A 14547-nucleotide genomic window follows, 5' to 3' on the forward strand; every position below is an offset into this window, starting at 1 on the left:
ACTTTTGTTTTCCGCCGGGTGATGAAGCATTTCTGCGGAAAAGGATTTTTGGAATAAGGAGCAGCGCCGCATGACGGTCGCAACCGCACAAGAGACCACGATATCGACGGCATACGATGTTGAGGCGATCCGCAAGGATTTCCCGATCCTTGCGCGCGAGGTCTATGGAAAGCCGCTGGTTTATCTCGACAATGGCGCCTCGGCGCAAAAACCTCAGGCGGTGATCGATGCGGTGACCAAAGCGTATAGCCATGAATACGCCAACGTCCACCGGGGTCTGCATTACCTGTCCAATACGGCCACTGATAACTTCGAAGCGGCGCGGGAAAAGGTTCGCCGTTTCCTGAACGCTGGTTCCGTCGACAATATTGTTTTCACCAAGTCGACCACCGAAGCTATCAATCTCGTTGCCTATGGTCTCGGCGGGAAGTTCTTCGCAGAGGGCGATGAGATCGTTCTGTCGATCATGGAGCACCACTCCAACATCGTGCCTTGGCACTTCCACCGGGAGCGGCACGGGGCAAAGTTGAAGTGGGTCTATGTCCGTGAGGATGGCTCGTTTGATCTGGAGGCGTTCAAGGACGCGTTGACCGACCGGACCAAGCTCGTCGCTATCACGCATATGTCCAACGTTCTTGGAACCGTTGTTCCGGTCAAGGAGATCTGTGAAATCGCGCATGAGCGCGGCATTCAGGTCCTCGTGGACGGAAGTCAGGCTGCCGTGCATATGCCTGTCGATGTTCAAGACATTGGCTGCGACTATTATGTATTCACAGGTCACAAGGTTTACGGCCCCTCAGGCATTGGCGTGCTCTACGGCAAGCCGGAACGTTTGGAAGCATTGCGTCCGTTCCAGGGCGGCGGAGAGATGATCCTCGATGTGACCGAGGATGATGTGACCTACAACGCACCGCCACACCGGTTTGAAGCCGGCACCCCGCCGATTGTTCAGGCGATTGGTCTTGGAGCTGCGCTGGACTACATGGATTCCATTGGCCGCGAGAACATTGCGCGCCATGAGGAAGATCTGAAAATCTACGCGCATGAGAAACTGCGCCAGATCAACTCGCTACGGATATTCGGCGATGCACCGGGGAAAGGGGCCATCATCTCATTTGAGATCGAGGGAGCCCACGCTCATGATGTCTCGACGATCATTGACCGGTCTGGCGTAGCGGTTCGTGCGGGCACACATTGCGCTCAGCCCCTCTTGGCAAAATATGGTGTAACCTCTACATGCCGGGCAAGTTTTGGAATGTACAACACGCGCGATGAAGTCGACGCGCTGTATGAAGCGCTCGTAAAGGCGCAGAGCTTCTTCGGGTAAGGACCGACGGACATGGATAACGCGACCACGATCGATACGAATGCAGCTGGTGAGGAGCTCCAGGCTGAGGTCAGCGCTCAGAGCGCGATTTCGCCGGCTGAACTCGACCGCCTGACGACGGACATCATCGGTGCTCTGAAAACCGTCTACGATCCGGAAATTCCGTGTGACATCTATGAACTCGGCCTGATCTACAAGGTCGATATCGAAGATGACCGCTCGATCAACATCGATATGACCCTAACGGCGCCGGGGTGTCCCGTTGCCGGTGAAATGCCGGGCTGGGTGGAGAACGCTGTTGCCTCTGTTGCCGGTGTTGGCCCGGTGACTGTCGACATGGTCTTTGATCCGCCCTGGACGCCGGACCGCATGTCCGATGAGGCCAAGGTCGCGCTCAACTGGTATTGAGTTCTTCTCTTTGTATCCTTAAGCTGAGTTCCTATATCAGGTTAAACTCCTGAGACTGCTTGAGAGGACATGATGGCTTCTGCCACAAAATTCCAGGTCATGACATTGACCGATGCTGCCGCAGAACGGGTCTGCGAACTTGTCGATAACGCGGACAAGCCGGCATTGGGTTTGCGCGTCGGCATCAAAAAAGGCGGCTGCGCCGGTATGGAATACGCCATGGATCTCGTCGAAGAGGCGAGCCCCGGCGATGATGTGATCGAAGACAAGGGTGCAAAGATCTTTGTCGATCCGTCCGCCGTGCTTTTCCTGCTCGGAACGGAAATGGACTTTGAAGTGACCAAGTTCCGGTCCGGCTTTGTCTTCAAGAACCCGAACGAAGTGTCTGCCTGCGGTTGCGGCGAATCTGTGTCTCTTCAGGCAGCTGACCTCAGCGCACACGCGCGGAATTGATTGACCATACTCCAATATTTCAGGTGATAGCGTGAAGTTGTTTGAGCGGCTGAAGGCCGATTCGGCCCCGCAATGGGCGTCTTATGTTGACCACGAGTTCGTTCGCCAGCTCGGCAAAGGGGATCTCCCGCTCAATGCATTCAAACACTATCTGGTCCAGGATTATCTGTTTCTGATCCAGTTTGCGCGGGCCTATGCGCTCGGCATTTATAAAAGCCCGACAGTTGGGGACATGCGTCAGTCACTTGAGGGCGTTAAGGCCATACTGGATGTCGAGCTGGACCTACATCTGGAGCTTTGTGGCTCCTGGGGCATGAGAAGAGAAGATATTGAAAGCGCCCCAGAAGATACACCTACAATGGCTTACACGCGCTTTGTTCTGGATGCCGGCATGTCCGGCGATCTCCTGGATCTGCAAGCAGCACTCGCCCCTTGTGTGATTGGCTACGCCGAAATTGGGTCAGCGCTGATCAATGCGGGAGCGGCCTCCGACGACAATCCTTACAGCCGCTGGATCCAGGAATATGGCAATGATGACTATCAGGATCTGGCCAAGGGTTTTGCCAACTGGATCGACGAGACAGGGGACGTCTATCTGACCGAAGCACGATATCCGCGGCTTTTGGCCTTGTTCGAAAAGGCAAGCCGATTGGAAGCGGATTTCTGGCAAATGGGATTGGACGCTGCGGACTAGGTCCGGGAAATAGTTTTGGGAGGTCGTCGTCGGTTGTTAGGCGACGTTTTCCTGATTTTCTTTCATTTCGAGATCGTTTTCAGTTTTCACAAGGTTACGGCCAGCGTTCTTGGCCGCATACATTGCTTCATCGGCACGCGAGACGATGGTGTGCTCGTTATCGTCCGGCTTGTAGGCTGCAATACCGGCGGAAATCGTGATGCGCCCAAGGTTTTCACCCGTCGAGCGCTTTACAAGTTCCTTGGCCATAACAGCAGCCCGGATCTTTTCCGCAACTTCTACAGCTTCGTCCAACCCGGCATGTGGCAAGATGATCGCGAACTCCTCGCCGCCATATCTGCACGCAATGTCTTGGCTTGAAATGTTTTGTTTCACGGACAAGGCAACGAGGCGCAATACCTGATCGCCCGTCTGGTGACCGTAGGTATCGTTGAACTTCTTGAAATGATCGATGTCCGTCATCAACAAAGCAAACCCACGGCCACTCTCTATGGAGTTCCGGATTACCTTCTCGAGTGAGTTGTCGAAGTGCTTGCGATTGTTAAGGGTTGTCAGCTCATCAATCAGAGACTCATAGCGGATCGCTTCAAGCGAGGACTGCAAGTTCTCGATATGCTTTTTAGATTCCAACAGCTGGCTTTCAAGCTTCCTGTTGGATGCAACCGCATTTTGGGTGGATTTGACCAGATGCGTTACATAAAGCTTCAGTTTATCCGGATCGGTGATCCCGGAGATCTTAAGGCCGGCCTGCTCAAGAGCGGCACCGTAGTCGGATGTCGCATCAGCGCTCAGCTTCAGTGTTTCGACAATCTCTTCAACTTCGCGGGAAACTTTTGAGCCGACATCATCCAGGCGGTCGCCAAGCCGGGTCGGAGACAAGAAACGACCATAGAGGGACAGCATCTCATCGGTGCTGATCCTGCCGTTTTCCTTTACAGCTTCGTTGATAGCGCGGTTGAGGCCCTGATTATATCCAGCAGAATAGGTGTACCAGAGTTCATAAGAGCGCGGATAAGCGGGTAAGGTGTTTTTCCTTATATACCCGATCGCGGACTCACCGTATCCGATGGTCCTGATATGATCGTCCTTATCCGACATCAGTTTTCTCTCAGTCAAGTCTTCTTCGGTGGCCACCCCACACGGCCCGAATTCTTGACATCCAAAATCTGACGTAACGTTTAAGGACGAGTTAAATAATTTGGTCGAGTCGCTGCAAGTTGGGGATTACGACGCTTTTTTTGCCCGCGGCTCACGCAACAGGAATGCAGGAATATGAACGCCTTCGCTGAAGGCTGGGGCGTTGTTGTCTTGCTTTTGCGGCTTGCTGCCTGATTTTTGAGAAATCTTTTGAACCCTGTTGCTTGAGCGTGTTTCTTCAACCTGCGTTTCAGCGGCCGGCTCTTCACTTTTTCGGCGTGACTGGCCACGCTTTTTAGGCGCTGATTTGCTTTGGCTTGCGTCGTTGTCGTTGCTTGAATCTGCTTTGGCCGATTTAGGCGAGCGGCGCTTGGCTTTGCGTTCCGCTGCGGCAGCCTCAAAGTCGATCGATTCGCCGATCCATTCGATCGACTGGTTTGTCAGCTCTTCGATCGCGCGCAAATACTTCTGATCGCTTTCCGTTACGAGCGTATACGCTGTTCCGCTGCGGCCAGCACGGCCCGTGCGACCGATCCGGTGAACGTAGTCTTCCGCATTGATCGGAACATCGTAGTTGAAGACGTGGCTGACTTCCGGGATGTCCAGCCCGCGAGCTGCCACATCACTTGCAACAAGCAGTTTGATCGCGCCTTTCCGGAAGTTTTCCAGCATCATCATGCGTGTGCGCTGGTCCATGTCGCCATGCAGAGCACCAACGTTGTACTCGTGGCGCTCAAGCGACCGGAACAGCGTCGAGATATCGCGCTTGCGGTTACAGAAGACAATCGCGTTCTGGAGGTCTTCAGCACCCTCCAGAAGTTCGCGCAAGGCGGCGCGTTTGTCGTAATCCTTGCCGCCAGCAGCCTTCAGCTGCTGTGTTACATTTTCGGACGTTGAAGAGGTCGGAGCCACTTCGATCCTTGCAGGGTTCTGCAAAAATGTTTCGGTTAGGCGCTGAATTTCCGGTGGCATCGTTGCTGAGAAGAACAAGGTCTGCCGCGTGAACGGGATCAGCTTGCAGATCCGCTCAATGTCCGGAATGAAGCCCATGTCGAGCATCCGGTCAGCTTCATCGATCACCAGGATTTCGACGCCCTGGAGCAGCAGCTTGCCGCGCTCGAAATGATCAAGCAGGCGGCCAGGTGTGGCGATCAGCACGTCCGTGCCGCGATCGAGCTTCTTGTCTTGCTCGGCAAAGGAAACGCCGCCGATCAAAAGGGCAACGTTCAGCTTGTGGTTCGTGCCGTATTTCTCGAAGTTTTCCTGGACCTGAGCGGCCAGTTCCCGGGTCGGCTCCAGGATCAGTGTGCGCGGCATGCGGGCGCGGGCACGTCCTTTTTCAAGAAGGGTCAGCATCGGCAAGGTGAAGCTGGCGGTCTTGCCGGTCCCGGTCTGTGCAATGCCGAGGACATCGCGCCGTTCCAGGACTTGAGGTATAGCACCTGCCTGGATGGCTGTTGGATCTTTATAACCTGCCGCATCAACTGCAGCGAGGACCTTCTCGCTCAGACCGAGAGTATTAAATGACATGGAGCGCTTTGCCCGAATGTTGTGATTTAATGGCAGCAGTTCGTCCTGAACTGCCCTTCGCCGATTTGGCCACACCCTACATTTGTTCGCTGGTGAGTCAATGCATTGGTGAGGTTAAATATCAGAAATGTTCAGTATTTCTCTTGTCGTTTTGCCAACTCAGTTAATGGTTGATCGGAAATCATGCGCAATAAAACTAGGTGTATGAGTGATCATACGCATAAAACTTCTACATCGCATGATTTCGTTGGCATTTAAGTTAAATGCGACTTGAATGCCTATCTTCCTATAACACTTTGAATTAATTGGGCTCTGTCCGTCTGCGTCCTAGATATCAAGGTCGTCGGCAAATTCAGCATTGTCCTGGATGAACCTGAAACGGGCTTCGGGTTTGTTGCCCATGAGCCGTTCAACTGTGTCATTGGTATCTGCAATGGCAAACTCGTCCACGCTGACTTTGAGAAGGGACCGCTTGGATGGATCCATGGTGGTTTCCTTCAGCTGAGCGGGCAGCATCTCGCCAAGACCCTTGAAGCGGCCGATTTCAACCTTCGATTTGCCCTTAAAGGCGCTAGCCAAAAGTTCGTCCTTGTGTATGTCGTCGCGTGCGTAGAGGGTCTTTCCGCCTTGACTCAAGCGATAAAGTGGTGGCACCGCAAGATAGAGATGACCACCGCGGATCAGTTCCGGCATTTCACGATAGAAGAACGTGATCAACAGCGAAGCGATGTGTGCGCCGTCCACGTCCGCATCGGTCATGATGACGATTTTTTCGTAGCGCAAATCTTTCTCAGCATAGCTGGAGCGGGTCCCGCAGCCGAGCGCTTGAATGAGGTCGGCAAGTTGCTGATTGGCGACCAGCTTGTCGCGGCCAGCATTGGCGACGTTGAGGATCTTGCCGCGCAGCGGCAAAACGGCCTGGTTGGCGCGGTTTCGAGCTTGTTTTGCAGATCCGCCCGCCGAGTCGCCCTCAACAATAAAGAGTTCCGTTCCCTCCGACTGGCTGGTCGAGCAATCCGCGAGCTTTCCAGGGAGACGAAGCTTGCGCACGGCCGTCTTGCGGGCCACGTCTTTTTCCTGGCGGCGCCGAAGGCGTTCCTCGGCACGGTCGATTACCCATTCCAGAAGCTTGTTGGCTTGATTGGGCGAGGCGGTCAGCCAGTGATCAAAGGCATCGCGAACCGCCGTCTCGGCAACGCGTGTCGCTTCGTTGGTAGCGAGTTTGTCTTTGGTCTGGCCAACAAATTCGGGTTCCCGGATGAAGACCGAGAGCATCCCGCCGGCAGATGTCATGACGTCATCGCCGGTAATGATTGAGGCCTTCTTGTTGTTGACCAGTTCGCCGTAGGCTTTCAGGCCTCGCAGGAGCGCATAACGGAAACCGGCTTCGTGCGTGCCGCCCTCCGGGGTTGGGACGGTGTTACAGTACGAATTGATGAACCCGTCACCTGCAAACCAGCTGACGGCCCATTCGACCGATCCATGTTTGCCGGTCTTGTCGGTCCGGCCCGAAAAGACTTCCTCGACTACCCGCCGTTCCTTGCCGAGCCGTTCTTCCAGAAAGTCCCGCAGGCCGCCGGGGAAGTGAAATACAGCCTCCGCCGGGGTTTCGTCCTTCTCTGAAATCAATTCCGGAGCGCAGTGCCAGCGGATTTCGACGCCGCCAAAGAGATAGGCTTTCGAGCGCGCCATCTTGAGCAAGCGCGCCGGCTGGAATTTCGCACCCTTTCCGAAAATCGTCTCGTCCGGCCTGAATCGGACCATCGTTCCGCGGCGGTTTTGAGTATCGCCAATATGCTCCAGCGGTCCTTGCGGGTGACCGCGACGAAAGATCTGACGATAGAGCTTGCGGCTTCGGGCCACTTCGACAACCAGTTCGTCCGACAGGGCATTAACGACGGACACGCCAACGCCGTGCAAACCACCGGACGTTTCATAGACTTTGCTGTCGAATTTACCACCGGCATGCAGGGTCGTCATGATGACTTCCAGAGCCGACTTGTCCTTGAACTTCGGATGCGGATCGACCGGGATGCCGCGGCCGTTGTCCGTGATGTTCAGGTAGCCATCCGCACCAAGGGAGACATCAATCCAGGTTGCGTGTCCCGCAACGGCTTCGTCCATGGAGTTGTCGATGACTTCGGCAAAAAGGTGGTGGAGGGCCTTTTCGTCCGTGCCGCCAATATACATACCCGGACGTCTGCGAACTGGCTCCAGTCCTTCCAGGACTTCAATATCGGCAGCTGAATAATCGCTGTTTTCGGCAGCAGCTTGTGACTTCTTTCGTGCCTCAGAGAGATCCGCAACAGGCGTTGGCGCAGGCTTGGGTGCTGGTGCTGATTCCGATCCAACCGGATTGGAAACAGCTGCATTGCCTGCAAAAAGATCGTCTTTTCCGCTCATTGCGTATCGCCTGATGGGTACCTGGTTTCATTAAACTGCGCTGACCGCGCATCTGATCACGCTGGTCCTACACCGAATCATGGTTCAGTTTGAAGTACAAACATAGAACAGCCAAGGAAATTGGCCAAAAGCCCCCGTTTTCCCCAGCGTTGAAGCTAATTGGCATCACTCGAGGCCTTTTGAAGATATGGAAACCGATCGTCAACCTGCGTGTGTTTCGATTGGGACTGAGGAGGGGCGGCAAATTGTGCCTATTCAGCAACACTTGGCGGCAAAGTATTGCGGTGCCTTCATGGAACCGCTTGATGCCCATGTTCGGCCATGATTGCGGTACACGAGTGGTTCAACACGTAGCGCTCGGCACAAAAACAGATGCCAGGTTGCGCGATGGTTCAATGCGTTACGGCGGTTTTGCTGGGGCAGGGCGCGCAGCCCAACTAAGGCCAGATTGATCGCTCACATTTGGGACATCACGCAATCGTTTCAAGACGCATGGTGAGGTGTCAAACATTCAAGCATCAGCTTGGTGTAACAGATGAATGGGATAAGTGCCCGTGACGATGAATATCGTTCGCGGGAGAATAGTGTGAACGGGATGTACAGCAAGAAGACACATCGTCAGCACTTAAGCGTCAGCGGGGCCGTTGTCGGCGCGCTCGCCTTGATGATGGCAACAGTGCCGTCAGAGGCGTTTGACGGCCAGCCGGCTGCGCCCGGACCGATCAATCCGTCAACCATGTCGCCCAACGAAGCTCTGCGCACTGGTGCCCGGCAATATTACTCCGGTGATAAAACAGCAGCGATCTCGTCTTTGAAATATGCCGCAGAAAACGGGCAGACCATGGCTGCCTGGAAGCTTGGTGACATGTACGCCAAGGGCGACGGTGTGCAGGAAGATGACTACAAGGCCTTTCAATATTATAGCCAGATTGTTCGGGATCACGGCAATGACAGCCCGGATTCGCCGGACGCACCTTTTGTTTCCAGCGCCTTCGTGGCCCTTGGCTCTTATTATCTGAGCGGCATCGATGGCGCCGTCATCAAAGATGAAGGACAGGCCCGCAGGATCTTTACCCACGCGGCATCTTATTACGGTGATGCAGCTGCCCAGTTTCATCTTGGGGAAATGTACCGGGAGACCAACAGTCGGATGGCGGTGCGCTGGTATAATCTTGCTGCGCTCAAAGGCCATGTCGGTGCTCAGGCCAAACTCGGCGAAACGCTTTATTCTCTTGGATCTTCAGACAAGAAAAAAGCTCGGGGTTTGATGTGGTTGACTGTTGCCCGCAAACAAGCAACCGGCCAGGACACAACCTGGATCAACAACCTGCATGAGCAGTATTTTGCCGTCGCGCCGGAACCGGTTCGTGCAGAAGCACGGTCCCTGGCTGATACATGGATCGAAAACAACCGTCCGGATATGCTGACGGCTCAGCAGGTCCCAACGCAGTAATTTGCGCAACGCGGCTTTGACCGTGTGAAACCCTCCAGACACACAGCAACGACGTAGTGAAGACAACATCGCGCGCTTTCTGCAGGCGGTACCCAACTACGGTCAATCAAAGGATCGGTGTATCCGCCAATTCGTCCGGTGACGCCTGTTGAATGGGCGATACCTCCGGAATCTCGAGGGCTTGCGGGCAGGGGGCGTTGCTCATCTTCCAGGACGTATTGTTCAGAACCATCGAACATGTCGCCATTTTGGGGCTGGAGCCGCTGGACAAGCAGATGGAGTCGCCGATGCTGTAGTCCTCACCCTGATAACGGCACGTGCAAGGCACATTCGGTTTGGCCGTCTCTTGGGCTTGAGCTTCTGTTGAAACGTATTGAGAACCGCTCGACAAGACTGCCACAGTCAACGCGGCAAAGAGGTTTGGGGAGCGCAGCTTGAAGCAGCGCCAGGAGAAAAACCCGCTTTTCGCCGGTGCGGGCCAGTGGCCTTGGTCCGTTATCCCATTAACGAAAATATAGCATGCCGGCGAAGGATCGCAAACGGCATAGACCAGCCAGTTTCTTCAATGCAGTGGATATAAAGGCACCGGGGGCATCGGCATTCAGGCGGCGAGTTTAACCCACACGGGAACATGGTCGGACGGCTTTTCCCAGCCGCGAACATGTTTGTCGATCCCGCAGCCGAGCATTTTATCGTTCGCCTGCGGCGACATCAAAATGTGATCAATGCGGATGCCGTTGTTTTTCTGCCAGGCTCCGGCCTGATAGTCCCAGAAGGTAAACGTTTCCGGAGCTTCGGTGCAGGCGCGGACGGCTTCGGTCATGCCAAGATGAGTTAGTGCGCGGAATTTCTGCCGGCTTTCGGGTTGGAACAGAGCATCGTCCGTCCAGTTTTCCGGATTTTTCGCATCGATCGGATCCGGGATGACATTGTAGTCGCCCAGGAGAATGAAGGGCACTTCTTCAGCAAGCCGCTTTTCTGCATGGATCAGCAACCGGTCCATCCAGCCAAGTTTGTAGGGAAATTTTTCGGTCCCAAGCGGGTTGCCGTTGGGCAGATAGAGGCAACCGAAACGGACAACGCCCTCTCCGTTGGTCACTGTTGCTTCGATATATCGTGCTTGTTCGTCGTCGTCGTTTCCTGGAAGCCGCCGTTCAACGTCTTCCAGAGGCGTTTTTGAGAGGATGGCAACGCCGTTGAAGCCTTTTTGCCCATGAATTTCGACGTTGTAGCCGAGATCTTCAAACGGCTGGCGCGGAAAGTTTTCGTCGACCGACTTGATCTCTTGAAAACAAGCAACATCGGGAGAGGATTCTTTCAGCCATTCCTGCACTGTTTCTAGTCGTGCCTTGACGCCGTTGATGTTCCAGGTGGCAATTTTCATCACAAGTCTCCGCCGCTCTCTGCGCCGCATCATATGCGAAGGAGATCGTTTGTCGCCCACGTTCTGAACATATGCCCAGCCATTAACATCCGACCGGTTCGGTCTCTGATCGAACAGCTTGGTTCAGGCAGGCTTTTAGATCGTGAAGCTCGTGCCGCAGCCGCAACCGGCAACAGCATGCGGATTGTTGATCTGGAAGGCCTGACCGATCAGATCGTCCACGAAGTCGATCTCCGATCCGCCCATGTATTGTAAGGAGATGGAATCGATTAGCACCGTCGCGCCGAGTTTCTCGATCACCAGATCATCATCTTCTTGTGCGCCGACGACGTCGTATTTGTATTGCAGTCCTGAGCATCCGCCGCCCTCCACGCTGACGCGCAGCATGCTGCCAGAAGCCTCTCCTGACAAAATCTTGGCAATGCGCTTGGCAGCGCGATCACTGACTGTTACTCGATTTTCAAGCGTTTCGGTCATCTTCTACTGACTCGCTGTGTCTGCGCCAACGTTAGCGCGACAAAATTGACTTAACCCGATAGTTAAGATCTCGAAGCACAAGCGTCAATAACTGGGCCAGTACCGGTGCGTTATTCAAGGGGACGGGCAGTGAACGACAATTGGAAGAAAATCCAGGCAGACATCGGGTACGGGGCGCAATCCCTTGCAGTCTATGCTCAAAACCCGTTCAAGAGCAGGGGGCGCCACTTTCAGGAGCCTGAAAGCCCGACGCGGACACCTTTCCAGCGCGATCGGGACCGGATCATACATTCCTCGGCCTTTCGGCGTCTCAAGCACAAGACCCAGGTCTTTGTGTATCACGAGGGAGATCACTTCCGCACGCGTTTGACGCACACCATTGAGGTCTCCCAGATCGCCCGGTCGCTCGCCCGGGCGCTGCGGCTGGATGAGGATCTCGCAGAGTGTCTTGCACTTGCACATGACCTCGGACACACACCTTTCGGCCATGAGGGCGAGGATGTCATGCATGAATGCATGGCGCCTTACGGAGGTTTTGATCACAACGCCCAATCCTTGCGGGTCGTGACCCATCTGGAGCATCGATACGCAGAGTTTGACGGCTTGAATCTCGCCTGGGAAACCCTGGAAGGCCTGGTGAAGCACAACGGTCCACTCGTCGATGATGCCGGTGCACCGCTTGGCAAATTCAAAAACGGTGAGTTGCCCTTCGCGATCCGGGAGTATCAGAAACAGCAGGATCTGATGCTTGGCACATGGCCGAGTGCTGAGGCACAAGCTGCTGCAATTGCAGATGACATCGCCTACGACGCGCATGATCTTGACGATGGACTTCGGGCTGGCCTGTTCGCGATCGACGACATGCGGGAAGTTCCGTTTCTGGCAGATATTCTCGCGGAAGTGGACCACAAGTATCCAGGCCTTGAAGAAACGAGGCGGATCCACGAGATCGTCCGCCGCAGCATTACCCGGATGGTGGAAGACGTTATTCAGGAGGGCGTGCGCAATATCAGCGAGTTAGATCCGCAAAGCGTTGAGGATGTGCGTGCGGCCGGAGAATGCCTGGTCGGGTTTTCGCCAGCGATGACAGCGGCCGAAAAGGAAGTGAAACGGTTCTTGTTCGCGCGGGTCTACCGCCATGAGGATGTTTTGTCGGTCCGCCGTCTTGTTGCCCGCGTCGTCAGGGATTTATTTGCGCGTCTTCTTGCCGAGCCGGACCTGATGCCGGCCCCTTGGGACAAGGGCTTGGAGAGCCTTGACGAGACCAGCAGAGCCCGGCGCGTGTGTGATTATATCGCTGGCATGACTGATCGTTATGCGATCGAAGAACACCGCAGACTGTTTGACGACACACCGGATTTGGGGTAGGCGCAGGGTCAAAATCGGATCCCCACCGCGCCAGAGGGCTTCTCGCTGGCGCGTGCGGGGCCGTTGTGTTTGAAGTTTCAACCCTGACCGGTGCCTGAATGAACATCTTTGCCGTGTTCACGCAACGCGTGAAAAAATGCCTCGAAGCGCTTGAGTTAAAAGGACCGGATGGCAATGCGCCAGATCTGTCCCGCGTTGTCGTCGAGGCACCTCGGGATCCGGCTCATGGAGACTTTGCGACCAATGCGGCAATGGTTCTTGCAAAGCCGCTTGGCATGAAACCGCGTGATCTGGCGGAGCGTTTGGTTGCCGAACTCTCAAAAGACCCGGAAATTACCGAAACCACGGTCGCTGGTCCTGGATTTATCAATCTGCGGGTCGACCAGAGTGTCTGGCAGAAGATACTTGGTAGCATTCTTGCGGAAGGCCTTGGTTATGGCGGCACGAAGACCGCTGATCCTTCCAAGGTGAATGTCGAATATGTCTCTGCGAACCCGACCGGACCGATGCATGTCGGACATATTCGCGGGGCAGTGGTTGGCGATGCGCTTGCGAATTTGCTGGCATTTGCCGGCAATGAAGTGGTCAAAGAATACTACATCAACGACGCCGGCTCTCAGATCGACACGCTCGCCCGCAGTGCTTTTCTTCGCTATCGCGAGGCACTCGGCGAAGATATCGGCGAGATCCCGGCAGGCCTTTATCCCGGAGATTACCTCGTCCCGGTTGGCGTGGCGCTGAAGGACGAATTCGGCAGTGATTTGCTCGATCAGGACGAAGCCGATTGGCTCCCGAAGGTCAAGGAACGCGCGATTGCTGCGATGCTGGATTTGATCCGCTCGGATCTCGCCGCGCTCGGTGTTGAGCACGAGGTCTTTTTTTCCGAGCGATCTCTGCATGAGCGCAGTGGCAGCAACGGATCAAAGATTGATCACATGCTCGATGGTCTGCGGGCCAAAGGACTTGTGTATGAAGGTACGCTCCCGCCGCCCAAGGGTCAGGTCCCGGACGACTGGGAAGATCGGGAACAGACACTTTTCCGCGCAAGCGATTTTGGGGACGATACCGATCGGGCGCTGAAAAAGTCAGATGGGTCCTACACATATTTTGCTGCCGACGTTGCGTATTTCGAGGACAAGTTCCAGCGCGGTTTCAAGGAAGCGATCTACGTTCTTGGTGCAGACCACGGCGGCTACGCCAAACGTTTGCAAGCGGTCGGCAAGGCTGTTTCCGGCGGCGATACCGAAGTCATCGTCCGTTTCTGCCAGCTTGTGAAGTTGATGCGCGACGGGGCGCCGGTGAAGATGTCAAAGCGGTCCGGTGATTTCATCACCCTGCGCGAAGTGGTCGATGAAGTTGGATCGGATCCGGTCCGTTTCATGATGTTGTTCCGGAAGAACGATGCACCACTCGACTTTGACTTTAAGAAGGTAACGGAGCAGTCTAAGGACAATCCGGTCTTTTACGTTCAGTATGGCCACGCGCGCTGCTGCTCTGTCTTGCGGCAGGCCGCAGAAGAACTGTCCGGGCAAGACTTGAGTGATTCTGTACTCGCGGGTGCCGACTATTCCCTGCTTGATGACATCGGTGAGCTCGAATTGATCGGTAAAATGGCTGAGTGGCCAAAAGTTGTCGAGGCAGCTGCCGACACTCATGAGCCGCATAGAATTGCGTTTTACCTGCATGAACTTGCAAGTTCACTGCACGGTCACTGGAATAGAGGCAAGGAATTGCCTCATTTACGTTTTATTGATTCTAGTAACACGAAATTAACCGTAGCGCGTGTTGCTTTGGTTCGTGCAGTATCCTTGGTACTTTCGTCAGGCTTGGCGATTCTTGGTGTACAAGCTCCTGAGGAAATGCGCTGATATGCCTTGTGAGAAGTGATCAGGGTATATTGATAAAACGTAGCG

Annotated in this window: 13 protein-coding genes; 8 read left to right on the forward strand and 5 right to left on the reverse strand. The window is 54.8% G+C overall.

What is annotated here, in order from left to right:
* Positions 1–70 precede the first annotated feature (70 nt).
* The 4 genes from ACVDG4_RS02790 (at position 71) to tenA (ending at position 2882) form a co-directional block, all read left to right on the forward strand.
* Entirely contained in the window at positions 71–1327 is a 1257-nt protein-coding gene (locus tag ACVDG4_RS02790; RefSeq protein WP_447233944.1) for a cysteine desulfurase, read from the forward strand.
* 12 nt (positions 1328–1339) lie between these two features.
* Positions 1340–1735, forward strand: a complete 396-nt coding sequence (locus ACVDG4_RS02795) for an SUF system Fe-S cluster assembly protein (protein WP_055670174.1) — start codon at positions 1340–1342, stop codon at positions 1733–1735.
* Positions 1736–1807: 72 nt separating this feature from the next.
* Positions 1808–2188 carry a Fe-S cluster assembly scaffold SufA gene (gene sufA / locus ACVDG4_RS02800; protein ID WP_409688795.1) on the forward strand — a complete coding sequence of 127 codons (381 nt, stop codon included), beginning with the start codon at positions 1808–1810 and terminating at the stop codon, positions 2186–2188.
* 31 nt (positions 2189–2219) lie between these two features.
* Entirely contained in the window at positions 2220–2882 is a 663-nt protein-coding gene (gene tenA / locus ACVDG4_RS02805) for a thiaminase II (protein ID WP_447233945.1), read from the forward strand.
* 36 nt (positions 2883–2918) lie between these two features.
* Here tenA and ACVDG4_RS02810 read toward each other — a convergent pair whose 3' ends face one another.
* The 3 genes from ACVDG4_RS02810 to parE all read right to left on the reverse strand — a co-directional run bounded on the left by ACVDG4_RS02810 (position 2919) and on the right by parE (position 7952).
* Positions 2919–3980, reverse strand: coding sequence for a GGDEF domain-containing protein (locus tag ACVDG4_RS02810; protein ID WP_409687840.1), 1062 nt, complete (start codon positions 3978–3980; stop codon positions 2919–2921).
* Positions 3981–4106: 126 nt separating this feature from the next.
* Positions 4107–5549 carry a DEAD/DEAH box helicase gene (locus tag ACVDG4_RS02815; RefSeq protein ID WP_522731722.1) on the reverse strand — a complete coding sequence of 481 codons (1443 nt, stop codon included), beginning with the start codon at positions 5547–5549 and terminating at the stop codon, positions 4107–4109.
* Between the two features lie 327 nt (positions 5550–5876).
* Positions 5877–7952, reverse strand: coding sequence for a DNA topoisomerase IV subunit B (gene parE / locus ACVDG4_RS02820; RefSeq protein WP_447233946.1), 2076 nt, complete (start codon positions 7950–7952; stop codon positions 5877–5879).
* Positions 7953–8547: 595 nt separating this feature from the next.
* Between parE and ACVDG4_RS02825 the strand changes: the two genes are divergently transcribed.
* Both ACVDG4_RS02825 and ACVDG4_RS02830 read left to right on the forward strand, forming a co-directional pair.
* Positions 8548–9405: a tetratricopeptide repeat protein gene (locus ACVDG4_RS02825; RefSeq protein ID WP_420340612.1), complete on the forward strand. Its 858-nt coding sequence runs from the start codon at positions 8548–8550 to the stop codon at positions 9403–9405.
* A gap of 152 nt (positions 9406–9557) precedes the next feature.
* Positions 9558–9701 carry a hypothetical protein gene (locus ACVDG4_RS02830; RefSeq protein WP_166672641.1) on the forward strand — a complete coding sequence of 48 codons (144 nt, stop codon included), beginning with the start codon at positions 9558–9560 and terminating at the stop codon, positions 9699–9701.
* A 305-nt stretch (positions 9702–10006) separates the two neighbouring features.
* Here ACVDG4_RS02830 and xth read toward each other — a convergent pair whose 3' ends face one another.
* Complete coding sequence (gene xth, locus ACVDG4_RS02835) at positions 10007–10789, reverse strand: exodeoxyribonuclease III (RefSeq protein ID WP_447233947.1); 783 nt, start codon at positions 10787–10789, stop codon at positions 10007–10009.
* A 135-nt stretch (positions 10790–10924) separates the two neighbouring features.
* Positions 10925–11266: a HesB/IscA family protein gene (locus tag ACVDG4_RS02840; RefSeq protein ID WP_008194073.1), complete on the reverse strand. Its 342-nt coding sequence runs from the start codon at positions 11264–11266 to the stop codon at positions 10925–10927.
* A 129-nt stretch (positions 11267–11395) separates the two neighbouring features.
* Here ACVDG4_RS02840 and ACVDG4_RS02845 point away from each other — a divergent pair, with 129 nt between their 5' ends.
* A complete protein-coding gene (locus ACVDG4_RS02845) occupies positions 11396–12634 on the forward strand; it encodes a deoxyguanosinetriphosphate triphosphohydrolase (protein ID WP_447233948.1) in 1239 nt (412 codons plus the stop codon).
* Between the two features lie 98 nt (positions 12635–12732).
* The gene (argS, locus tag ACVDG4_RS02850) at positions 12733–14502 is read left to right on the forward strand and encodes an arginine--tRNA ligase (protein ID WP_447233949.1); all 1770 of its coding nucleotides are present in this window, start codon (positions 12733–12735) and stop codon (positions 14500–14502) included.
* Positions 14503–14547 lie beyond the last annotated feature (45 nt).

The organism is Roseibium sp. MB-4 (genome assembly GCF_053005265.1).

What these genes read in the sequence shown, in the direction of transcription:
- ACVDG4_RS02790 (WP_447233944.1), top strand. Translation starts at nt 71, where the DNA reads ATGACGGTCGCAACCGCACAAGAGACCACGATATCGACGGCATACGAT.
- ACVDG4_RS02795 (WP_055670174.1), top strand. Translation starts at nt 1,340, where the DNA reads ATGGATAACGCGACCACGATCGATACGAATGCAGCTGGTGAGGAGCTC.
- sufA (WP_409688795.1), top strand. Translation starts at nt 1,808, where the DNA reads ATGGCTTCTGCCACAAAATTCCAGGTCATGACATTGACCGATGCTGCC.
- ACVDG4_RS02810 (WP_409687840.1), bottom strand. Translation starts at nt 3,980, where the DNA reads ATGTCGGATAAGGACGATCATATCAGGACCATCGGATACGGTGAGTCC.
- ACVDG4_RS02815 (WP_522731722.1), bottom strand. Translation starts at nt 5,549, where the DNA reads ATGTCATTTAATACTCTCGGTCTGAGCGAGAAGGTCCTCGCTGCAGTT.
- parE (WP_447233946.1), bottom strand. Translation starts at nt 7,952, where the DNA reads ATGAGCGGAAAAGACGATCTTTTTGCAGGCAATGCAGCTGTTTCCAAT.
- ACVDG4_RS02825 (WP_420340612.1), top strand. Translation starts at nt 8,548, where the DNA reads ATGTACAGCAAGAAGACACATCGTCAGCACTTAAGCGTCAGCGGGGCC.
- ACVDG4_RS02830 (WP_166672641.1), top strand. Translation starts at nt 9,558, where the DNA reads ATGGGCGATACCTCCGGAATCTCGAGGGCTTGCGGGCAGGGGGCGTTG.
- xth (WP_447233947.1), bottom strand. Translation starts at nt 10,789, where the DNA reads ATGAAAATTGCCACCTGGAACATCAACGGCGTCAAGGCACGACTAGAA.
- ACVDG4_RS02840 (WP_008194073.1), bottom strand. Translation starts at nt 11,266, where the DNA reads ATGACCGAAACGCTTGAAAATCGAGTAACAGTCAGTGATCGCGCTGCC.
- argS (WP_447233949.1), top strand. Translation starts at nt 12,733, where the DNA reads ATGAACATCTTTGCCGTGTTCACGCAACGCGTGAAAAAATGCCTCGAA.